Source organism: Stenotrophomonas sp. GD04024, assembly GCF_029837545.1.
GTDB lineage: Bacteria > Pseudomonadota > Gammaproteobacteria > Xanthomonadales > Xanthomonadaceae > Stenotrophomonas > Stenotrophomonas forensis.
This window is the reverse complement of the sequence record NZ_JAOEDV010000011.1, coordinates 1-21,454: the sequence shown is the minus strand read 5'-3', so window position 1 is coordinate 21,454 and position 21,454 is coordinate 1. Positions and strand designations below refer to the sequence as shown.

The window sequence follows — 21,454 nt, the reverse complement described above, 5'->3', positions numbered from 1 at the left end:
GTCAGAAGGCTCCGATCAGGTAGACGAAGGTGAAGACGCAGATCCACACCAGGTCCAGGAAGTGCCAGAACAGGCTCAGGCACGAGACGCGGGTGATGTTGGTCGGGGTCAGGCCACGGCGGTAGACCTGGTGCATGACCACCGCCATCCAGATCAGGCCACTGGCCACGTGCAGGCCGTGGGTGGCCACCAGCGCGAAGAACGCTGACAGGTAGGCACTGGTGCTGGGGCCCGCGCCTTCGTGGATCAGGTGCGAGAACTCGTAGATCTCCATGCCGATGAACGAGGCGCCGAGCACGAAGGTCACGCCCAGCCAGCGCAGCACTGCCGGGGTGTCGTGGCGGTGCATCGCCAGCACGGCCTGGCCGTAGGTGATGCTGGAGACCAGCAGCAGGAAGGTTTCGGCCATCACGAACGGCAGCGAGAACAGGTCCTTGCCGGTGGGGCCGCCTGCGTAGGCGGTGCTGAGCACCGCGTACGAGGCGAACAGCGAACCGAACAGCACCAGGTCGGACATGAGGTAGACCCACATGCCGAACACTTTCATGCCGCCCTGCTCGTGGCCATGGTCGTGTGCGTGGTGTTCCTGGTGCGCCTGCGTATCGCTGGCCAGCTCCGGGCGGGTCAACAGGTTCATGCGCGTACCTCCTTCAGCTTGGCCAGGTTGGCCGCTTCGGTGCGCGCCACCTCTTCGGAACTGACGTAGTAGTCCACGTCCTCGTCGTAGGACCGCACGATCAGGGTCACGATCATGGCGATGAAGCTGGCGGCGGCCATCCACCAGATGTGCCAGACCAGCGCGAAGCACAGCACCAGGATCCAGATGTTGAGGATCAGCGGCACGCCGGTGTTCTTCGGCATGTGGATCGGCGCGTACTTCTTCGGCGGTGGCGGCAGGCCGCGCTTCTTCGCTTCGTGGAAGGCGTCCAGCTCATCGGCCTTGGGCACCACGGCGAAGTTGTAGAACGGCGGCGGCGACGGCGTGGCCCATTCCAGCGTGCGTGCATTCCACGGGTCGCCGGTCAGGTCCAGGTTGCGCTTGCGGTCGCGCACGCTCACGTAGATCTGCACCAGCATCAGGATGATGCCGGCAAACACGAACAGCGCACCGATGAAGGCAGCAATCAGGTACGGCGTCCACGCCGGGTTGTCGTACTGGTTCATGCGACGGGTCATGCCCATGAAGCCGAGCATGTACAGCGGCATGAAGGCCAGGTAGAAGCCGATCACCCAGCAGGCGAACGACCACTTGCCCAAGCGCTCGTTGAGGGTGAAGCCGAACACCTTCGGGAACCAGTAGGCGAAGCCGGCCAGGTAGCCGAACAGCGCGCCGCCGATGATGGTGTTGTGGAAGTGGGCGACCAGGAACAGGCTGTTGTGCAGCAGGAAGTCCGCACCCGGAATGGCCAGCAGCACGCCGGTCATGCCACCGATGGTGAAGGTGACCAGGAAGGCGATGGTCCACAGCATCGGCACGCTGAACTCGACGCGGCCGCCATACATGGTGAACAGCCAGGTGAAGATCTTCACGCCGGTAGGGATGGCGATGATCATCGTCATGATGCCGAAGAAGGCATTGACGCTGGCACCAGAGCCCATGGTGAAGAAGTGATGCAGCCAGACGATGAACGACAGGATGCCGATCGCCAGCGTGGCGCCCACCATCGACTTGTAGCCGAACAGCTTCTTGCGCGCGAACGTGGCGGTCACTTCGGAGAAGATGCCGAACGCCGGCAGCACCAGGATGTACACCTCCGGATGGCCCCAGGCCCACACCAGGTTCACGTACATCATCGGGTTGCCGCCCAACGTGTTGGTGTAGAAGTTGAAGTCCAGGTAGCGGTCCAGGGTGAGCGCGCCCAGCGCCACGGTCAGGATCGGGAACGCGGCGATGATGATCACGCTGGTGACCAGCACGGTCCAGGTAAACACCGGCATCTTCATCAGGGTCATGCCCGGCGCACGCATGCGCAGGATGGTGATGAACAGGTTGACGCCGGTCAGCAATGTTCCGATACCGGAGGCCTGCAACGCCCAGATGTAGTAGTCGACACCCACCCCTGGACTGAACTCGATACCCGACAGCGGCGGATAGGCGACCCAGCCGGTCATGGCGAATTCGCCAACACCCAGCGAGATCATCATCAGCGCGGCGCCGACCACGAAGATCCAGAAGCTGAAGGCGTTGAGGAACGGGAACGCCATGTCGCGTGCGCCGATCTGCAGCGGCACGATGATGTTCATCAGGCCGACCACGAACGGGGTGGCCACGAAGAAGATCATGATCACGCCGTGCGCGGTGAAGATCTGGTCGTAGTGTTCCGGTGGCAGGAAGCCGTCACTGCCCGGGCCGGCCGCGGCCAGCTGCGCGCGCATCATCAGCGCATCGGCGAAGCCACGCACCAGCATGACCAGCGCCACCACCACGTACATGATGCCGATCTTCTTGTGGTCCACGGTGGTGAACCAGTCACGCCACAGCGAGCCCCACAGCTTGAAGTACGTCACCGCGCCGAGCAGCGCGAGGCCACCCAGCACCATGGCCGCCAATGTGACCACCACGATCGGCTCGTGCAGCGGCACGGCCTCCCACGTCAATTTACCCAACATGTTCGTTACTCCTGGGAAACCTGGGCACCACCGGCAGCGCCCGCCGGGGTGGCGGCAGCGGTGTTCTCACCCACGCCGATGAACTGGTCGATGACCTTCTTGAACAGCAGCGGCTCGACACTGGAGAAGTGCTGTACCGGTGCATTCTTCGACGGCGCGGCCAGCGCCTTGAACTGGTTGAAATCCAGTGCCTGCGGCGCGCTGCGCACCTCGGCCACCCAGCGCTCGAAGTCTTCGTTGCTGCTGGCGGTGGCGATGAACTTCATGTTCGAGAAGCCATGCCCGCTGTAGTTGCCGGACATGCCGCGGAACTGGCCCGGCTCGTTGGCGATCAGGTGCAGCTGCGTGCGCATGCCAGCCATCGCATAGATCTGCCCACCCAGCTGCGGGATGAAGAAGGTGTTCATCGTCGAGTTGGAGGTGATGTTGAACGCCAGCGGACGGTTGGCCGGGAAGTTGAGCTGGTTGACCGTGGCGATGCCCAGGTCCGGGTATACGAACACCCACTTCCAGTCGGTGGCGATCACGTCCACGTGCAGCGGTTCACCGGCCACGTCCAGCGGCTTGTACGGGTCCAGTTCGTGGGTGGACTGCCAGACGATCACCGCCAACACCGCGATGATGACCAGCGGCACGCCCCAGACCACGATCTCCACCTTGGTGGAGTGCGACCAGTCCGGTGTGTATTTCGCCTTGGTGTTGCCGGCGCGGAAGCGCCACGCGAATACGAAGGTCAGCACGATGGCCGGTATCACCACGATCAGCATCAGGCCGATGCAGATCAGGATCAGGTCGCGCTGGGCGAGCCCGACCATGCCCTTCGAATCCAGCAACACCCAGTCACAGCCCGACAGGCCGACGCAGGCCAGGGCGACCAGCGCCAGGCGGATGCGGTTCCAGCAGATATTCATTGGAGGTCAACCCTGTTGAAGAAGCGCGCTTGACCGGCTCGCCTGCGCGCAGCGCCCGGGCGTGGAGCGGCTACACTGTGGGTACGAGGTCGCCTACAAGGAGGCGATCCACTCCAATCAAGCCCATACAAGATACATGATTGTATGGACTTGTGCATCTGCACGTATGGAAAAATCTGACCGATGACGCCTCCTGCCGCCGGCCGCCGCCTGAAACATCCCAACCGCACCTGGGTTCGCCCCTTCCGCGAGGGCGCCGGCCCGCTGTACCTGCAGATTGCCCAGCAGGTGCGCGAGGCGGTGGACGACGGCGTGCTGCGCCCCGGCGACCGCCTGCCGCCGCAGCGCGACCTGGCCCAACAGGTGGGCGTGGACCTGACCACCGTCACCCGCGCCTTTGCCGAACTTCGCCAGGCCGGCCTGCTCGATGCGCAGGGCGCTGGCGGCACCTTCATTGCACTGTCGGCCGGCAACCGCAGCACCTCGGTCGACCTGAGCATGAACATCCCGCCGCTGCTGGGCAGCGCGCCGTTCGCACAGGGCATGGAGGCCGGCTTCCAGCACGTGGGCCAGCAGCTGGGCCAGGGCGAGCTGATGAGTTACCACGTCGGCGCCGGCACCCGTGAAGACCGCGCCGCCGCCGTGCAGTGGCTGGCACCGATGCTGGGAACCGTGGGGGCCGACCAGGTGGTGATCTGCCCCGGTGCGCAGACCGCGCTATGTGCACTGATCCTGGCCCGTACCCAGCCGGGCGAGCTGATCGCCGCCGAACAGCTGACCTACCCCGGGCTGCTGGCCGCCGCGCGCGTGCTGCAGCGGGGCGTGGTTCCGGTGGCGATGGACGCCGAAGGCATGCTGCCGGACGCGCTGGAAGAAGCCTGCCAGCTGCGCCGCCCGCGCCTGCTGTACCTGGTGCCGACCATCCAGAACCCGACCACGGCGACGATGTCGGCACAGCGCCGGCAGGCGCTGCTGGCGGTGGCAAAGCGCCACGATCTGACCGTGATCGAAGACGATCCCTACTGGTTGCTGGCCGGGGACGCCGCCCCGCCGCTGGCCGCCCACCGCGACGCCGGCTGCCCGGTCTATTACATCTCCACCCTGTCCAAGTGCCTGGCGCCGGGCCTGCGCACCGCCTATCTGGTGGTGCCGGCCGGCGAGCCGATGGAACCGGTGCTGGATGCGCTGCGCGCGATCGCGCTGATGCCGACCCAGTCGATGGTGGCCGTGGCCTCGCAATGGATCCGCAGCGGCCAGGCCCAGGACATGGTGCAGCGCTTCCAGCAGGAACTGCGCGAACGCCAGGCGATTGCCGCGCAGTACCTGCCGTCGCGTGCCCGCGCCCATCCGGCCGGCCTGCATGTCTGGTTGCCGCTGCCGCCACGGCTGGACCAGTACCGGCTGATCCAGGCCGCGCAGGAACAAGGCCTGGGCATCGCCAGCTCCGATGCCTTCAGCGTGGAGGAACCGCCACCGGGCAACGCGATCCGCCTGTCGCTGGGCGGTGCGGTCGACCAGGGCGCGCTGGCCGGGGCGCTGGCCAAGCTGAATGAGATCCTGTCCGAAGCCCCCGAGGCCCGGCACAACGCCATCGTCTGAAGCGTGCGCATGGCGCGTCATCCATACAAAATGATATTTTGTATGCAATGTATGGATGAAGGGACGTGCATCGATGCGCGCCGAGAAACTGAAGTTCCACCTGGTGATGGCCGGGTGCGGTGGCTTTGTGGTGCTGATGCTGGCCGCGCTGGCCTGGGTCTGCCTGCAGCCGCAGACCGTGGATGTGCAGGCCGCCGAGCGCCACGCCATCGAGCAGTGCGTGCAGCGCAGCGAGGATCCGGCGCGTAGCGAGATCCAGCGCCGCGCGCAGGCCGACTCCTGCCGCGAGATGCGCAAGCAGTACGTGCACAAGTTCGGCGGAGACGCGTCCTGATGGGCGCAGCCGCGCCGCGCGCGCGCCGCTGGCTGCTGCCGACGATGATCGCCCTCGCCTGCCTGTTCATGGCCGGCGTGGCGGCGGCGTTGTGGCAGTACTTCGGCTACGGCGCGCAATCCACCTTCACCGAACAGGCCATCGTCTTCGACGACTCGCAGCTGCGCCTGCCGGCCAATCTGGCCGGCGATACCGGCCGCATCCACGTGGTGCATTTCTGGGACCCGGCCTGCGCGGTCTGCAACCGCGAAACCGGCGCGCACCTGAGTTACCTGATCAGCATGTATCGCCGCGCCGGCATCGACTTCTATGCGATCCGCCGCCCCGGTACCGAGGGCGAACTGCCCGAGCCGCTGCGCAGCAAGGTGATCCAGCTGCCGACCATCGACGGCATCGAACACATTCCGGCCAGCCCTGCGGTAGCGATCTGGGACCGGCAGGGCCACCTCGCGTATGCCGGCCCGTACAGCATCGGCATGGTCTGCAACTCGGCCAACAGCTTCGTCGAACCGCTGCTGGACAAACTGGTGCGCGGCGAAACCGTGCGCCCGAAAGGACTGCTTGCCGTGGGCTGTTACTGCCCCTGGCACGCCCCGCGCTGAGGACGCGCAATGACTTCACCGAGACTGGCCGGCGCGACCGCCGTAAACAACAACGGCGGTCACCTGCCCGAACCGACCGATGGTTATGGACAGGCTCCCGCCGTTGGAAGCAACGATACGCCCCGACATGCTCCCTACATGCCGCGACCGGATGTCGCAGCCCGCGAATGGGTGCAGGACGTGCTCGCGCACACTGGGCCGATCTACCTGCGCATCGTCAATTCGCTGGAACGCACGGTGCGTCGCGGCGGCCTTGCACCAGGACAACGCCTGCCTTCGCAGCGCGCACTGGCGCTGCAGCTCGGCGTCGACCTGACCACGGTCACCCGTGCCTTCGATGAAGCACGCAAGCGTGGCCTGATCGAGGCGCGCGGTCCGCAGGGCAGTTTCATCGCACCGCCCAAGGCCGGCTTCGAGCAGGTGGTGGACCTGAGCATGAACGTGCCGCCGGTGCCCGATGCCGATGCACTGGCCGAGACGCTGCGCCGTGGCGCCGCCGCCGTACTTGCGCGCAGCAACGCGCCCAACCTGATGACCTACCACCTGGGCGGCGGCAACCCGACCGATCGCCATGCGGCGGCGCGCTGGCTGCGGCCGATGCTGGGCACCGTGGACGACGCCTGCCTGCTGCTGACCGAAGGCGCCCAGGTCGCGCTGGCGGCGATCCTGCTCAGCCAGAGCCGCGATGGCGATGCGATCCTGTGCGACACGCTGGTCTACCCGGGGTTGCTGCAGGCAGCGGCCGCACTGGGCCGGCGCCTGCTGCCAGTGGACAGCGACGAACACGGCATGTGCCCCGAGGCACTGGCCCGGCAGGCTCGCGAAAGCGGCGCGCGGCTGGTCTATCTCAATCCGACCTGCCAGAACCCGACGGCGCTGACCCTGCCACTGCAGCGGCGCGAAGCGCTGGCGCGCGTACTGGAAAGCGAAGGCCTGCTGGCGATCGAAGACGATCCGTACTGGCACCTCGCCGAGGACGCGCCGACACCACTGGCAACCCTGGCCCCGCGCCAGGTGTTCTACGTGGCCACGCTGTCGAAGGTGATCAGCCCCGGCCTGCGAACCGCGTTCGTGCAATGCCCGGATGCGGAGCATGCCGAGTCGATGACGGCCGCGCTGCGGGCGACCCGCTTGATGGGTCATCCGCTGGTGTCGGCGCTGGCCAGCCAGTTGCTGCTGGATGGCTCGGCGCAATCGTTGCTGGCGCAGGTACGCAGCGAGGCGCGCGAGCGCATGCGCATGGCGCGCTATCTGCTGGCACCGTCGCTGCTGCAGCGCGCCGAGGGCCTGCATGCCTGGTGCCGGGTGCCGGCGCCGTGGACCGATGCCACCTTGGTACGCACCGCGCAGCTGCAGGGGCTGGCCATTGCACCGTCATCGGCATTCTGCCCGCCCGGGGTGCTGCATCAGAACGGCGTGCGGCTGTCACTGGGGCTGGCGGCGGACCGCCGGCAACTGGAAAGTGCGCTGCGGCGGATTGACCGTTTGTTTTTGTCCGATGCGTTGCCGGCAATCGAGCGGTAGGCCTGGTAGTGCCGGCCGCTGGCCAGCAACGGCGTGCACGGATCATGAGGTTGCCGGCCAGCGGCCGGCACTACCCCAATGCCGCCAAAGCCTTCACCAATGCATCCATCTGCTCCGGCCGGGTGAACACTGACGGCGTCACCCGTACGCAGGCGCCGGAATCAAGCCCGTCGCGGTGCGTGGTGAACACCCGATGCTCATCCAGCAGGCGCTTCTGCAGCGCGATGTTGTCGGCCGTGCTGGTGCGCCCGCGCAGACGGAAGCTGGCCAGCGCACTGGCCAGCGCCGGGTCCGGCGAGGACAGCACTTCGATATGTGCCATCTGCCGTGCCGGCACGGTCCAGCGCTCGCGCAGGTAGCACAGGCGCGCCTGCTTGTTGGCCGCACCGATGCGCTGGTGCAATGCGATCGCTTCCGGCAGTGCCAGGTAGGCGGCGAAGTTGACCGTGCCGGTGTGCACCCGGCTGCCCACGCGGCCATCGTCGGTCTCGCCCATGTACGGGTCCAGATCCGCCACGCGGCCCTTGCGCACGTACATCGCGCCAACGCCGACCGGTGCACCGATCCATTTGTGCAGGTTGATGCCGACGAAGTCGGCCTTCAGCTGCGGCACCACATAGTCGATCTGGCCGAAGCCGTGCGCCGCATCGACGATCACATCGATGCCGCGCGCCCGCGCACGCTCGGCGATCTCCGCCACCGGCAGCACCAGCCCGTGGCGATGGCTGACCTGGGTCAGCAGCACCAGCTTCAGCCGCGGCAGGCGCGCGAACGCGGCCTCGTAGGCCTGCAGGATCTGCGCGTGGTCCGGCACTGCCGGCAGTGCGATGCGCTCCACCTGCACGCCGCGACGCTGCTGCAGCCAGCGCATCGCGCCGATCATGCTGTCGTAGTCGATGTCGGAGTACAGCACCTGGTCACCGGGCTGCAGGCGGTTGTAGCCGCCGATCAGGGCCAGCATCGCCTCGGTGGCGCCGCGGGTCAGCGCGATCTCGTCGGCCCCCACGCCCAGCAGTTCGGCCACCTGCCGATGCACCGCCATGTACTGCGCCGGGAATTCGCGGCGACCGTACCAGGCGTTGCCACGGTTCACCTCGGCGGTGTGGCGCTGGTAGCTGGCCAGCGTCTCGCGCCCCATCGCACCCCAGTAGCCGTTCTCCAGGTGGTTCACTTCGTCGGTGATGTCGAAGTGGCTGGCCACCGCGGACCAGTAGGTTTCATCGTGGGCCAGCGTCTCCGCTGCCACGGTCTTCGCGAGTATCTGCATCGGGCCAGCGTAGCGCGCGGCCGCCCGGGCAGGCAGTGAAGGCAGCACAGCGGCGGCCGGCAGCAACGTGCCGGCGCATAGCAGGGAACGACGGGTACGGTCCATCAGAAGCTCAACCGATACTGCGCGTACAGGTTGGCACCATCGGTGTCGTACGGCGCGTTGCGCGAGTAGACCAGGCCACGGCTGGCCTGGAAGGTGGCCTCATCCGGATAGCGGTCGAACACGTTGTCGGCGCCCACGCGCAGGCTGTGGTGTTCGTTGATGCGATAGCCCACGGCCAGGTCGAGGAAGCTCATCGCGCCGAAACGCTGGTAGATGTCGCCCACTGCATTTCCGCTGGAGTCGGTCCAGGCGCCGTAGTAGCGCATGCGCGCCATCAGCGACCAGGCGCCGATGTCCCAGCTGCCGGTCAGGCTGCCCTTGTGTTCGGGCAGGCGGTCTTCGAACAGCACGCGCTGGGTCTCGTTGGTGGCCACCGAAGTGCTGCCGTTGTCCACGCGGGTGCGGTTGTAGTTGTAGGCCAGGGTCAGCGTCATGCGGCCCGCGCCGAGGTCGCGCAGGTAGTTGCCGACCACGTCCACGCCGGTGGTGGTGGTGTCGAAGTCGTTGGTGAAATAGTTCACCGAGGTATAACCCAGCGGATTGGGCGTGCCGGCCGGAATGGCGAAGCTGGCCGACTGGCTGAAGCGGTCGGTGAGCTTGATCTGGTACACATCCACCGAGCCGGACAGGCCCAGGTCGGTGCGCCAGGTCAGGCCCAGCGACGCGGTACGCGATTCCTCCGGCTTGAGCGGCCTGGCACCGAGCAGCTGGGCCAGCGGATCGTTCGGCGACAGGCGGCCGCTGGTGAAGATCTGCAGCGTGCGCGTGTCCAGGCCCTGCGTGGTGCTGGTGGTGTTGAGCTGCGCCGGGGTCGGTGCACGGAAGCCGGTGGACACGGTACCGCGCAGGGCCACGTCCGGGGTGATCGCAAGGCGCGCCGAGAGCTTGCCGTCCAGCGTGCTGCCGAAGCTGGAGAAGTCTTCATAGCGACTGGCCGCGCCGATGCTCCAGCGCTCGCCCAGCGGCACCTCCATATCCACATAGGCGGCCTTGCTGCGCTGGCTCCACTGCCCGGCCTGGCTGGCCGAGAAGCCCGGTGCGCCGTTGGAATTGGCCTCCAGGCCAGCAGCTGCACCCGGGCCGACCGCGTACGACGCTGGATCACCGGCGCGCACCTGGTAGGTCTCCTGGCGGAACTCGCCACCGAAGGCGACGTTGATCGGCTTGGCCAGCGCGGCCACGTCCCACTCGTAGTTGAAGTCGGCGTTGGCGTTCTTCTCGGTCTGGGTCAGGCGGCCGAGATCGAACGCGGTCGGGCTGGCCGGGCCGAGCGAGGCATTGATCGAGTTCTTCAGGCTGTAGTCGATGGCGTTGCGGCCATACGACGTGCTGACATCCCAACGCAGCTTGGGCGTGATCTCGCCGCGCAGGCCACCCACCAGCTGCAGGTCGTTCTGCGTGTTGCCGTACTGCGGGCTGAAGCCCACCGGATAGATCGAGCGCAGGTTCCAGCCGGGGAAGATCGTGGTCGTACGGTAGGCGCCGGTGGTGGTATCGGGGTTGCGCCAGTTGAAATCGCTGACGCCGTCGCTGTGGCTGTACAGGCCGAAGGCATAGAACTCCAGCGTGTCGCTGGCGTTGGCCTTCACGTTGAAGCCGATGCGGCGGCTTTCAAGGTCCGGCTGGCCCCAGCGCTGTACCGGGTTGGGCACGTCCAGGTCCGGATGCGCGGCCTGGAAGGCGATGGCATCGGGACGCTGGCGGGTACGCGAGGTGGCGTCGGAATTGGACGATTCGGCGAACAGCACCAGGCTGCCGTAGTCACCCAGCGACCAGCCGGTGCGCGCACTGAAGTCGCGCGAGGCACCGTCGCCCTGCGCATACTGCGAATAGCCGGCGGTGATCTCGGTACCGGGACCATCCTCGAGAATGATGTTGATGACGCCGGCGATGGCGTCCGAGCCGTACTGCGCCGAGGCACCATCGCGCAGCACTTCGATGCGCTTGATCGCACTGGTCGGAATCTGCGCCAGGTCGGCCGCCTGCGCACCACGGTTGCCCAGCAACGCGCTGCGGTGGAAACGGCGGCCGTTGACCAGTACCAGCGTCTGGTCCGGCGACAGGCCACGCAGGGTGGCCGGGCGCACGAACACCTGGCCGTCGGCCATCGGCAGTCGCTGCACCACGAACGACGGCACCAGCTGGGCCAGCACGTCCTTCAGGTCGGTGGATTCAACCGACTTGATGTCTTCCTTGGTGAATACATCCACCGGCGCCAGCGTTTCGAACTGGGTGCGGTTGGAGGCGCGGGTGCCGGTGACCAGCATCGCATCGAGCTGGGTGGGCGCCGCGCGGCTGCCTGCCGAGGCATCGACCGCATCGGCCTCCGCTGCGATCGCGCCTCCTGCGCTGGCCATGGAAAGGGCAAGGAGGATGGAACGCGAAAGCTTCGAACGATGCACGGCAGGGCTCCGGAAAGGCACGACAGGGCCAGCACCTGCGCAGGCACAACAGGGCTGGACAAGGCGCGCAGTCTCGGCGCGATGTGTGAAGGAGCCATGACGTGAGTACGACAGCTTGATGCGACAACCCAGGTTGGCCCCTACCACACCCCATCACCGCCCGACGTCCAATCCCCGCGTATACGGGGCTAGCCGTTGCCGTTGCCGTCGTCGCCAAAGCCGAAGCGGGCCGGCCGCGCCGTTCGCAGCGGAACGAACATCAGGGCGGCGAACACCACCAGGGCGGGGGTGGACATGATCCAGATGCCCCTGTTGCGAATCCCGATGCCCATGACGTCGGCCTGCAGATCGCCGATCCACTGCAGCTGCGTCAGTATCATCACCAGCCCGCCGATGGTCGCGCACGGCAACCCACCGTGACCAGCCGCAAACAATGTCGGTGTCAGGCACGCGCCCAGCAACGCGAAGCCGGCGCGGTACACCCAGGGATTGCCGCGCCACCGTGGTGCGCCGAACAACATCAGCAGCAGCAGCGCCAGGGTCAGCAGACTGGGCAGTACCCAGAGCATGAGCAGCATTTCGATCATCTCGATCATCGGCCGGGCTCCACTGGCCGGGCATCCCACGCCGTCGTTCGCATCATCCCGCTCCTGATCTCGTCCATGAAGCGCGCATTGTGGCCGGTACGCAGGAAGCGGCAAAGCCCCGGCAGCGCAAGAACTGCTAAACGCCGTGCCGCCCGATCAGCTACTGTGCCTGGCATCGGCTTCTGGGAACGGCGGGATGAGCGCGGCAGGCAAGGCATTGTGGTACATCGAAACCCACGCGGATTCACCACTGGCTCTGGCCGATATCGCAGCGGCGGCCGGGCTTTCGCCGTTCCACCTGTCACGCCTGTTCCAGGCCCGCACCGGCACCTCGGTGGTGCGCTACCTGCGAGGACGGCGCCTGAGCGCCGCCGCGCAGCGACTGGCCGAGGGTGCGGGTGACATCCTGCCGGTGGCACTGTCGGCGGGCTACACCACCCATGCCGCGTTCACCCGTGCCTTCTGCGAACAGTTCGGGCAGACGCCGGAGCAGGTGCGCGAACACGGCATCGATGGCGTGGCACTGGTGCAGGCGATCCGCGTGGACGATGCGCCGGCTGCCTGCACGGAAGCCCCGCACCTGCTCGACACTCCCGCCTTCCAGGTTGCCGGCATCGGCATGCGTCACACCCGTGACAGTGGCGGTGCGATTCCCGGGCAATGGGCGCAGCTCAACCGCGAATGGCCGGCGCCGGCGCCGATCAGTTTCGGCGTATGCTGCAACAGCGATGACGACGGCGGATTCGACTACATCGCGGCACTGCCGGCCAGCGCGCTTTCGACTGTGCCCGCACATTGGCAACGCGTGGCGGTACCGGCGCGTCGCTATCTGGTGGCCTGGCACGGCGGGCACATCTCCAGCATCCGCTCCACCTGGTTCTGGCTGCTGGACCACTACCTTCCCCGCTCGGGCCTGAGCCTGGCCGATGCGCCGGACCTGGAGCGCTACGACACCCGCTTCGATGAGCACACCGGCAATGGCGGTGTGGAAATCTGGTTGCCGGTGGACCAACGCCCTCGCTGACATGGAGTTGAAGATGCGCATGAAGGCCACTGTGCTGGGAATGATCCTGATCGGCCTGGCGAGCGTCACCGCCGCCGACGAAACCGGGTTGGCCGGCGAGCGCCACGGCACCACGACGGTGGACAGCGCCGCGGTGCGCGATGTGCAGCACCGCGACGCGCTGCGCTACACGGTCTGGTATCCGGCACAGGCCGGCAGCCGCGAAACCGCGTTGACCATCGGCCCGCCCGATGCGCCCCTGTTCGACGTCGGACGTGCAGCGCTGGATGCACCGGTCGCAGGCAAGCGTCTGCCCACCCTGCTGCTCTCGCATGGAAATGGCGGCAGCGCGCGCATGATGGGCTGGCTGGGCACGGCGCTGGCGCGCGCCGGGTATCTGGTAATCGCGGTCGATCATCCCGGCAACAACGGCGCAGACGCGATGACCCTGCCTGGCAGCGTGCTCAGCTGGCTGCGCGCGGATGATCTGCGCGCCGCGCTGGCGGCGGTACAGGCCGACCCGGTTCTCGGCGCACACGTCGATCACAGCCGCTTGGGCGTGGCCGGATTCTCGGCCGGTGGCTATACAGCGCTGCTGGCTGCGGGTGCACGCCCCGACCTGCAGCGGTTGCTGGCGTTCTGCCGTGCTCATCCGGATGATGGCGTCTGCCGGCCGCAGCAGGAGGCCGCCACGCACACGATGGAAGCGCGCCTGGCCGCCGCGGCCTCACCTGCACTGGCCCCCTGGATCTCCCACTCTGACGACGCGCGCGCCCTTCCCGGCGTGCGCGCGGTGTTCCTGCTGGCGCCCGCGATCGTACAGGCGTTCGCGCCCGGGCAGCTGTCCTCGTTGCAGCTGCCGGTGTCGATCGTGCTGGGCGATGCTGACAAGGTTGCCCCGCCGGCGAGCAATGGCGAAGCTGCACAGGCATTGATTCCGGGTGCGACGTTGCTGCGCCTGGCGGATGTCGGCCACTACGATTTCCTGTCCACATGTACGGCTGCCGGCGTGCAGCGGCTACCGGACCTGTGCACCGCTGCGACGTCAAGGGCGGGAACCCACCAGCGCACGGTGGATGCAGCGACGGAGTTTTTCGATGCTGCGCTGCGTGAGCCGCAGGATAACGAACCGTTGCGTCTACGGTGACGCGTGCGCAATCCCCGCAGGATTAAACTCGGCGCATGCGCTCCACGGAGGATCGATCATGCGCCTGCTCCACCTGACCCTGCCGGTGTCCGACGTGGCCACCGTCGCCGCGTACTTCCACGACGTGCTGCAGCAGCGCGTGGTCGGCAACCACGTGCACGTTGGCTGGAGCACGATCGAACTGCAGCCCGCCGCTGATCACCCGGTCGGCGGCGTGCACCTGGCCTTCAACGTGCCCGACAACCGCTTCGGCGAGGCGATGGCGTGGCTGCGCGAGCGCACCCCCTTGCAGCGCAATCCAGCCGGACTGGACTACTTCGCGCTGGAAAGCAGCTGGCAATCGCAGTCGGTGTACTTCACCGGTCCCGATGGCCTGATCCTGGAACTGATCGGACGCCGCCGCCTGCCGGGCAGCACGCGCCAAGGCGCTTTCCACGGCGGCGAGCTGACCTGCCTCAGCGAAGTCGGCCTGCCCAGCCACGATGTCGACAGCGTGCGCGAGCAGGCCAGCCAGCGCTTCGGCCTGCAGCCGATCAGCCCGCCGTCGCCGCAGTTCGCGCCGATGGGCGACGACGAGGGCCTGCTGATCGTGGTGGCGGCCGATCGCCGCTGGTTCCCCGAGCAGAAGGATCTGCCCAACGCGCAGGGCCTGCAGCTGCAGGTCGGCGATGTAGGCGGCGCGGGTGTTGTGGAAGACGCTTCGCTGGGGTGGCGGGTGCAGGCTGCCTGAACTACCAGCTGCCCGACGCGCCACCGCCGCCGCTGCGCCCGCCGCCACCGGACCAATCGCTGGAACTGCTCGAGGATGAACGTGACGACGCACTGCTGGACGCGCTGCGAGAGCCACCGGATGAGCGCAGGCCGCCGCGTGCCCTGTCAGCCGGCAGCAGGGTGAAGATCCACACGAAGTACAGCACCAGCGTGCCCGCACTCCACCCGATCGTCGCCGCAAGGCGCGCCGCCGGCTCGGCCCGATCGATGGCCAGCAGTGCGAAGAGTGCGTAGCCGGCGCTCAGCAGCAACAACACCGTGAACCGTACCGCGAAGCTGCCGCGATCCTTGTGCCAGCGCGCGCGGCCGGCCTGTACGATGAAAAGCACCAGCATCGCGGCAATACCCACGGCCAGGTCCAGCAACACGTGCAGGGCCAGGCTGGGCGGCAACTGGCCCCGCAGCAGCATCACCCCGAAGAACACCCCATTGGCCCCGAGCAGGCCCAGCAATACAACGCGCAGGCCCCGGCTGCGGCGCCAGCACCAGCCGAGCAGGCTCGCCACGGGTACGCACAGCGCCAGCACGAAGCAGAGCGCCGCCATTGCCTGGCGGGGTGCCCACAGCGCCGCCGCCAGCACACCGGCGGCGATCACCGCAGTCACCAGCACCGGGCGGCCCCAGGCCGGTAACCGCTTCGGTCGTGTCTGCGGCGTGGCGGCCGCACGCGATGTTCCGCGCCGGCGCTGGCGATGCCTGCGCGCGAAGTCGTCCGGCGTCCTTGCCTCGGGCCGCGAGGGCGGCGACCGCCACAGCCCGGCGAGGAAGCCGGCCAGCAGCGACAGGGCAACCACCGAATCCGCGCTGCGCCAGTCCGGCGGCAGCACGTTGCGTGCCGACGGGTCTTCCCAGCCCGGCAACGCCTCGCCATCAATCAGCGCGACCACGACCTTCGTTCCATCCAGCAGCCCCTGGTCGAGGTCGCCCTCGCGGAAGCGCGGCACGATCGCCTTGTCGATGATGCGTGCGGCATAGGCATCGGGAATCGCACCTTCCAGGCCATAGCCGGTCTGGAGGCGCACGCGGCGGTCCTGCACGGCCACCAGCAGCAGCACGCCATCATCGACACCGGCGCGGCCCAGCTGCCATTGCTCGAACACCCGCTGTGCATAGGCTTCGATGCCCTCGTCGCCAACCTGGTCGACCACCAGCACCTGCAACTGCGCGCCGGTACGCGCCTGCAGCTGTAGCGCCTGCGTGCGCAGCGCGTTGCGGGTGTCTGCCGACAGCGCATGGGCGGTGTCCACCACCGGATCATCCAGCGCCGGCACCGCCACGGCGGCCATCGCCATCATCGGCAACAGGCACAGCAGCAACAGCCCTACCGTGGCCCAGGTCCGCCTGACCGCGCGCAGCCCGCTCATGCGCCCTGCCCCTGCTCGATCCGCGCATGCAATGCCCGCAGCTGTGCGGCCAACTGGTTGAACACCTGCAGATCGGCATCCACCAGGGCCGGCCAATCCGGCGCCTGCCCCAGCAGCTGTGCCACCTGCTCGTTCGGCGCGCGATCAAAGCCTTCGCCCAGCACGGCCAGATAGCGCTGGCCGAACCGCTCAGGGTCGCGCTGGTCCTGCACGTAGAGCTGCACGGCCAACAGCCCTGCATACAGGTAGTTCACCAGATAGTTCGGGTCGTCATACATCAGGCGCTTGCCGATCCAGCTGTTGCGCAGCTGCGGATAGTGCTCCGGATCCTGGCCGAAGCGCGCCAGCACCTGGCCGGTCAGCGCATCTAGGTCATCGGCGGTACCCAGCGTGTTGTCGGCCACGCCGCGGTAGATCGACTGCTCCAGCTGCGCCTCCTCGGACGAGGTGAACAGCTGCAGCACCATGTCGTCCAGCAGCGACTTCAGGTAGTAGGCCTTGGCCCGCGGGTCCTGCGCCTGCTGGTACAGCTGGTCGCGGAAGCGCAGTTCGTTGTAGATGGCGAACGCCTCGGTCAGCCATTGGCTGCCATTGCGCTGCAGCGGCGACGCATGGCCACGCTGCATCCACTCGCCATGCAGCGCGTGACCGGCTTCGTGCGCGATCTCGACATCGCTCTCCAGCTCGCCGCTGCGCACGCCGACGAACAGCATTGCCGGTACGCCAGGTGCGCTCACCGGGAAGGCATCCAGGCTGCGGTCACCGCGCTCGGTGGCCAGGTCCATGCGCCGGTTGGCCGGATCGAGCAGCGCGCGCAGCTCGCCAACATACGCCGGGCCCAGGTGCTGCATGGCATTGGCGGCGGTGTCGCGCAGCTGCGGCAGCGCCAGCACCGGCGGGGTGTATCCGGCATCGGGCACCGTGGTATCCCAGAGCTGCGGCGCATCGATGCCCGAGCGCGCGGCGTGGCGCAGCAGCATGTTCTGGTAGCCACGCCGATCGCCAGCATGATGTTCGATTGCCAGCAACGTCGCATCCACCGCCGATGTATCCAGGCCCATGCGCTGGTAACCACGCGCCGGGGCCGAGCCATCGCCCTGCAGGCGTGCGGCGGCATCGTTCACCTGCACCAGCCCCAGCAGTACCGAGGCCATCGGCTCCCGGCGTGATTGAAGACCTTGCCAGTAGCCCTTCCAACCGGCCTCGCGCAGCGCGCGGTCCGGATGCCGGGCCAGCGCCTGCTTGTCGTGCCCGGTATCCCAGTGCCGTCCATCGCGCTCGATCTGCGGGTACTCGGCGCTGCGCAGGATCTGCCCACGCAGGCGCGCGAAGCTGTCCAGCGCCGGATCAGCCAGGGCGTCCACCGCCTCATCCAGCGCGGCATCGGCCGGGACGGCGGCTTCCTTCAGTGCACGCGCGCGCAGGAACGCATACGGTGCTGTCCACTCGGCGTCAACGGGCACCTCACGCAGTGCAGCGCGAGCAGTTCGGGCGATGCGGCTGCACAGCCCCATCACCTGGTCCAGCGCCTGTGCCGGTCGGCGGTCGCGCGCGTTGCGGGCGGCCTGCAGGTGCAGGTAGGCATGATGGCGCAGGCACTGTGCCTGCATGGCCTCGGCCTGCTGGAAACGTTGCGCGGGCGCAATGCCGGCCGCATGCTGCAGGGCCTCCAGCTGCTTCTCCAGCGCATCACGCGCGCGCTGCTCGGCCGCCGCATCGGCGAAGCAGGCACGATCATCGGCCTGCAGCGATTCCGCCCGGATACCGGCAAGAGGGGCCATCGCCAGAATCACGGCAACGACTGCGGTAGTGCGCATCCTGCGAGCCTGCATCGGCGTCTCCCTGCCTGGACCAGGCCTTGAGCCTAGCAGCCGCTGCCGCCCCGCGCCTGTGCCGGATCAGGCGTCCTTCAGATCGACTCGTCCTCGCGCTTGACCAGCGTCCAGCACGGCGCCTGCGCGAAGGTGTAGGTCTGCTGGTCGCTGCTGTCCGGCGTGCGGATCTGCACCTGGCGCTGGCCATCGGCCAGCGCACTGACCTGCATCTCGCGCCCCTGCCCGGCCAGCGCGGCGGGATCAGGCATCACCGGCCACTCGACGTCGGCCAGTGCCAGGCGGCTTTCGACCTTGCGCGGTTCCGGCTCGGCCTCGGCATCGATGTAGCTGTCCAGCAATGGGTCGGCGGTGGCCTTTTCCTGCAGCGCGATCTCGTGGCCGAAGTGCTTCAGGAACGCATCGAACTGCGGATAAGGGCATTCAGCACTGGCCGGCGCCGGCGCAGGTTGAACCGCTGCGGCCGTGGATGTCGGCGCGGGCGCGGCCGGTGCGGTTTCCGTGGGCGTTGGCGGCGGCTCGGGCGTGCAGGCAACCAGCGCCACGCCACAGGCCAGCGTCAGCACTGCGGCAGAACGGTATCGACGCATGGGCTCATCCTGAATCCGGTTGGGTCGCCCCATGCTACCGCGCCCCCTACAATCGCTGCATTCTGCCTGTCCGGGAATTCCATGCATCGCTTCCTGTTCCTGATCGGCCTGCTGCTGCCCGCCCTATGGCCGGCCGTGGCAATGGCCGTCGATGTCCGCGAAGGCGACCTGCTGTTCGTGACCGCCGGCCGCAGCGGCCTCAGCGCGGCCATCGACGATGCCACCGGCAAGCAGGGCGCGCCCAGCTTCGATCACGTCGCGCTGGTCGCTTCCGCGCCGAAGGGGTGGGAGGTACTGCACGCCGACGAGAAGGGATCGCGCCGGCAGTCGCTGTCCGCGTTCCGCCAGGACGCTCGGGCCAAGCATCGGCAGATCGTGGTCTATCGACTGCGTGCGCCGCAGCAGGCGGCCATCAAGGATGCGGTCGCCACCGCACGCACCATGCTCGGCAAGCCGTACAACACGTCATACGTGTTGAATGAGGACAGCTACTACTGCTCGGACTTCATCGAACGCGCCTTCCGCGCGCATCACGTGTTCGCGCTGCAGCCGATGAACTTCCGCAATCCGCAGACCGGGAAGATCGCCCAGCACTGGGTGGACCTGTACCACGGCATGGGCATGCAGGTTCCGCAGGACCAGCCCGGCACCAACCCCAACGACATGTCGGCCGCGCCGGTGCTGCAGCGTATCGGCGTGCTGGAATAAGCGAAGCCCCGCACGAGGCGGGGCTTCACCGGTCACGCCGCGTACCGCGCGTGGTCATTCTTCTTCGTCGTGGCCGCCCTGCTGCTGGTTGCGTTCTTTGCGCTGCTGATCCTGTTGCTGCTGTTGCTGCTGGTCACGACGACCCTGCTGCCGATCCTGCTGGTTCTGCTGGCCCGGCTGCTTCTGGTTCGGGTTCTGGTTCTGCTGTGCCATGTCCGTTCTCCGAAAGCCACGCGCGAAATGCGGTGGACAGGGCCATCGTCTGCAGCGATTGGTTAATCACGCGTGCGTGGGCGGCTACACCTGTGTGTACGCGCGTGAATGAACACGCCAAGGCCCTTGCAGCACAAGCCCATGAAGGATTCATGCGGGTTCGGCATGTGCTCATGCCAGCGTCGGGGCAGCGCGCATTCATGGCTGCCGCGGCCCGGAACGCGCGCTGAACGTGGCGGGTGTGCCCTGCTGCAGGGACACCCGCGCCGGATTCAAGGCATCACCGGCGGCACATACGCCAGGGTCATGCCCAGCAGCCACAGCAGGCCCAGCACCAGCGGGATGTGCACCAGCAGCTGGATGAAGGTGAAGCCGACGATGTCGCGTGCTTTCAGGCCGAGCACGCCCAGCAGCGGCAGCATCCAGAACGGATTGATCAGGTTCGGCAGCGCTTCGGCCGCGTTGTAGACCTGTACCGCCCAGCCCAGGTGCGCCTTCAGTTCGTTGGCGGCCTGCATCACGTACGGCGCCTCGATGATCCACTTGCCACCGCCGGACGGCACGAAGAAGCCCAGCACCGCCGAATAGACGCCCATCACCAGCGCGAAGGTATCGGTGCTGGCCACGTGCACGAAGAGGCTCGACAACCGGTGCGCCAGCGTCTGCCCGTCACCGCCGGCAGCGTGGGTCAGGATCATGGCGATGCCGCCGTACAGCGGGAACTGGATCAGCACGCCGGTGGTGCTCGGTACCGCCTTGGCCACCGCGTTGAGGAAACTGCGCGGCCGCCAGTGCAGCAGCAGGCCCAACGAGATGAACAGGAAGTTGTAGGTGTTGAGGTTGGCGATGGCGGTGACCACCGGCTTGTTGGCGAACTCGTTGAACAGCCAGCCGAACGCCAGCAGCGAGAGCAGCACGGTCAGCAGCGGGCTGTACTCCAGCCATTCGCCAGGACGCGTGCGTCGCTGCAGCGGTTCCGGCTCGGCCTGCGCGGCACCGGGGAAATCCTCGGCGGTGCGGGCGCTGCCGGCGGCCGGCGCGGTCAACCAGGCGATCAGCAGCGAGACCAGGATCAGTACCGCGGTCAGCGCAATCGACTGCCACAGGAAGATGGTTTCGGTGAACGGCAATACGCCGGTGATCTCCACCAGCCCCGGCGGCATGCTGGCCGGGTTGGCCTGCAGCTGCGCGGCCGACGAACTCAACCCCATCGCCCACACCGCCCCCAGGCCGAGATAGGCCGACGCACCGGCCGCGCGGTAGTCCATGCGCAGCTCGGTACGGCGCGCCAGCGCCCGCACCAGCAGGCCGCCGAACACCAGCGAGAAGCCCCAGCTGAGCAGCGAGGCCAGCATGCTGACCAGGCCCACGTACACCACCGCGCCACGGCCGGTGCGTGGCACCCGGGCGAGGAAGTCGATGAAGCGCGCGACCACCGGCGCAGTGGCCACGGCATAGCCACCGATGACCACGAAGGCCATCTGCATGGTGAAGGGAATCAGGCTCCAGAAGCCGTCACCGAAGGCGCTGGCGGTAGCCTGCGGGGTCGAGCCGAAGCCCATCGCGGCCAGCGCAACGATGACCACGCCCAGCACCGCGAACACATACGCATCGGGGAACCACTTTTCCGCCCAGGCGGCCGAGCGCAATGCAGCGCGCGCCATCCAGCCGTCCTGTACTGCTGCCGTCGAGGCCATCGCCTACCCTCCCAGGTTCGATGGACCGATTCTGGGCGGTGGGGTGCGGGCTGTCAGCCACCTATTGGTCGTAGGTGGGAGGATGGTCGTGCCGGCCGCCGGCCGGCAACCTCGCGATCGCACACGTGTGCAGCCGGCCAGCGGCCGGCTCTACCAAACCCAGGAATTGTCGTAGGTGGCGGAGGCTG

Annotated in this window: 19 protein-coding genes; 8 read left to right on the top strand and 11 right to left on the bottom strand. The window is 67.5% G+C overall.

The genetic code is table 11. The annotated features are described in order from the left end of the window. Nucleotide 1: 1 nt before the first annotated feature. The 3 genes from cyoC to cyoA are packed head-to-tail and all read right to left on the bottom strand — an operon-like array spanning nt 2 to nt 3,521. Entirely contained in the window at nt 2-637 is a 636-nt protein-coding gene (cyoC, locus tag N7590_RS05505; RefSeq protein ID WP_164241608.1) for a cytochrome o ubiquinol oxidase subunit III, read from the bottom strand. Continuing rightward, nucleotides 634-2,610 (bottom strand): cytochrome o ubiquinol oxidase subunit I, encoded by a 1,977-nt coding sequence (gene cyoB, locus N7590_RS05500; protein WP_164241609.1) that lies wholly within the window; start codon nt 2,608-2,610, stop codon nt 634-636. The genes cyoC and cyoB overlap by 4 nt, the downstream gene beginning before the upstream one ends. A 5-nt stretch (nt 2,611-2,615) precedes the next feature. Next, nucleotides 2,616-3,521, bottom strand: a complete 906-nt coding sequence (gene cyoA, locus N7590_RS05495) for a ubiquinol oxidase subunit II (RefSeq protein WP_053510757.1) — start codon at nt 3,519-3,521, stop codon at nt 2,616-2,618. Nucleotides 3,522-3,704: 183 nt separating this feature from the next. Between cyoA and N7590_RS05490 the strand changes: the two genes are divergently transcribed. Genes N7590_RS05490 through N7590_RS05475 form a run of 4 tightly spaced genes read left to right on the top strand, consistent with a single transcriptional unit; the run spans nt 3,705 to nt 7,580 of the window. Next, the gene (locus tag N7590_RS05490) at nt 3,705-5,120 is read left to right on the top strand and encodes a PLP-dependent aminotransferase family protein (RefSeq protein ID WP_053510756.1); all 1,416 of its coding nucleotides are present in this window, start codon (nt 3,705-3,707) and stop codon (nt 5,118-5,120) included. Between the two features lie 55 nt (nt 5,121-5,175). Next, nucleotides 5,176-5,454 (top strand): hypothetical protein, encoded by a 279-nt coding sequence (locus N7590_RS05485; protein WP_232281358.1) that lies wholly within the window; start codon nt 5,176-5,178, stop codon nt 5,452-5,454. Then, nucleotides 5,454-6,056 (top strand): DUF6436 domain-containing protein, encoded by a 603-nt coding sequence (locus N7590_RS05480; RefSeq protein ID WP_164241610.1) that lies wholly within the window; start codon nt 5,454-5,456, stop codon nt 6,054-6,056. Before N7590_RS05485 ends, N7590_RS05480 begins: the two co-directional genes overlap by 1 nt. Nucleotides 6,057-6,065: 9 nt before the next feature. Further along, nucleotides 6,066-7,580, top strand: a complete 1,515-nt coding sequence (locus tag N7590_RS05475; RefSeq protein WP_164241611.1) for a PLP-dependent aminotransferase family protein — start codon at nt 6,066-6,068, stop codon at nt 7,578-7,580. A gap of 70 nt (nt 7,581-7,650) precedes the next feature. Here the strand turns inward: N7590_RS05475 and N7590_RS05470 are convergent, their stop codons facing one another. The 3 genes from N7590_RS05470 to N7590_RS05460 all read right to left on the bottom strand — a co-directional run bounded on the left by N7590_RS05470 (nt 7,651) and on the right by N7590_RS05460 (nt 11,950). Continuing rightward, complete coding sequence (locus N7590_RS05470) at nt 7,651-8,952, bottom strand: aminotransferase class V-fold PLP-dependent enzyme (protein ID WP_164241612.1); 1,302 nt, start codon at nt 8,950-8,952, stop codon at nt 7,651-7,653. Continuing rightward, nucleotides 8,952-11,354, bottom strand: a complete 2,403-nt coding sequence (locus N7590_RS05465; protein WP_164241613.1) for a TonB-dependent receptor — start codon at nt 11,352-11,354, stop codon at nt 8,952-8,954. The genes N7590_RS05470 and N7590_RS05465 overlap by 1 nt, the downstream gene beginning before the upstream one ends. A gap of 188 nt (nt 11,355-11,542) precedes the next feature. Then, nucleotides 11,543-11,950 carry a hypothetical protein gene (locus N7590_RS05460; RefSeq protein ID WP_164241614.1) on the bottom strand — a complete coding sequence of 136 codons (408 nt, stop codon included), beginning with the start codon at nt 11,948-11,950 and terminating at the stop codon, nt 11,543-11,545. A 187-nt stretch (nt 11,951-12,137) separates the two neighbouring features. Here N7590_RS05460 and N7590_RS05455 point away from each other — a divergent pair, with 187 nt between their 5' ends. From N7590_RS05455 to N7590_RS05445, 3 genes are read left to right on the top strand one after another with little or no spacing between them, the layout of a single operon-like run. After that, entirely contained in the window at nt 12,138-12,965 is an 828-nt protein-coding gene (locus N7590_RS05455) for an AraC family transcriptional regulator (protein ID WP_164241615.1), read from the top strand. Between the two features lie 13 nt (nt 12,966-12,978). Continuing rightward, nucleotides 12,979-14,091, top strand: coding sequence for an alpha/beta fold hydrolase (locus N7590_RS05450; RefSeq protein WP_164241616.1), 1,113 nt, complete (start codon nt 12,979-12,981; stop codon nt 14,089-14,091). 58 nt (nt 14,092-14,149) lie between these two features. Continuing rightward, nucleotides 14,150-14,821, top strand: a complete 672-nt coding sequence (locus tag N7590_RS05445) for a VOC family protein (RefSeq protein ID WP_053451053.1) — start codon at nt 14,150-14,152, stop codon at nt 14,819-14,821. A gap of 1 nt (nt 14,822) precedes the next feature. On the opposite strand, the gene N7590_RS05440 is transcribed toward N7590_RS05445, so the two are convergent. The 3 genes from N7590_RS05440 to N7590_RS05430 form a co-directional block, all read right to left on the bottom strand. Further along, on the bottom strand, nt 14,823-16,226 hold the full coding sequence (locus N7590_RS05440; RefSeq protein ID WP_164241617.1) for a TPM domain-containing protein: 1,404 nt from the start codon (nt 16,224-16,226) through the stop codon (nt 14,823-14,825). Beyond that, entirely contained in the window at nt 16,223-18,058 is a 1,836-nt protein-coding gene (locus N7590_RS05435; protein ID WP_164241618.1) for a M3 family metallopeptidase, read from the bottom strand. The genes N7590_RS05440 and N7590_RS05435 overlap by 4 nt, the downstream gene beginning before the upstream one ends. 77 nt (nt 18,059-18,135) lie before the next feature. Beyond that, on the bottom strand, nt 18,136-18,648 hold the full coding sequence (locus tag N7590_RS05430; RefSeq protein ID WP_164241619.1) for a hypothetical protein: 513 nt from the start codon (nt 18,646-18,648) through the stop codon (nt 18,136-18,138). Between the two features lie 81 nt (nt 18,649-18,729). Here N7590_RS05430 and N7590_RS05425 point away from each other — a divergent pair, with 81 nt between their 5' ends. Then, nucleotides 18,730-19,356 carry a YiiX/YebB-like N1pC/P60 family cysteine hydrolase gene (locus N7590_RS05425; RefSeq protein WP_164241620.1) on the top strand — a complete coding sequence of 209 codons (627 nt, stop codon included), beginning with the start codon at nt 18,730-18,732 and terminating at the stop codon, nt 19,354-19,356. Between the two features lie 54 nt (nt 19,357-19,410). Here the strand turns inward: N7590_RS05425 and N7590_RS05420 are convergent, their stop codons facing one another. Next, a complete protein-coding gene (locus tag N7590_RS05420; protein ID WP_204275110.1) occupies nt 19,411-19,569 on the bottom strand; it encodes a hypothetical protein in 159 nt (52 codons plus the stop codon). A 272-nt stretch (nt 19,570-19,841) separates the two neighbouring features. Further along, nucleotides 19,842-21,266 (bottom strand): TIGR00366 family protein, encoded by a 1,425-nt coding sequence (locus N7590_RS05415; protein ID WP_005411492.1) that lies wholly within the window; start codon nt 21,264-21,266, stop codon nt 19,842-19,844. Nucleotides 21,267-21,454: the final 188 nt, after the last annotated feature.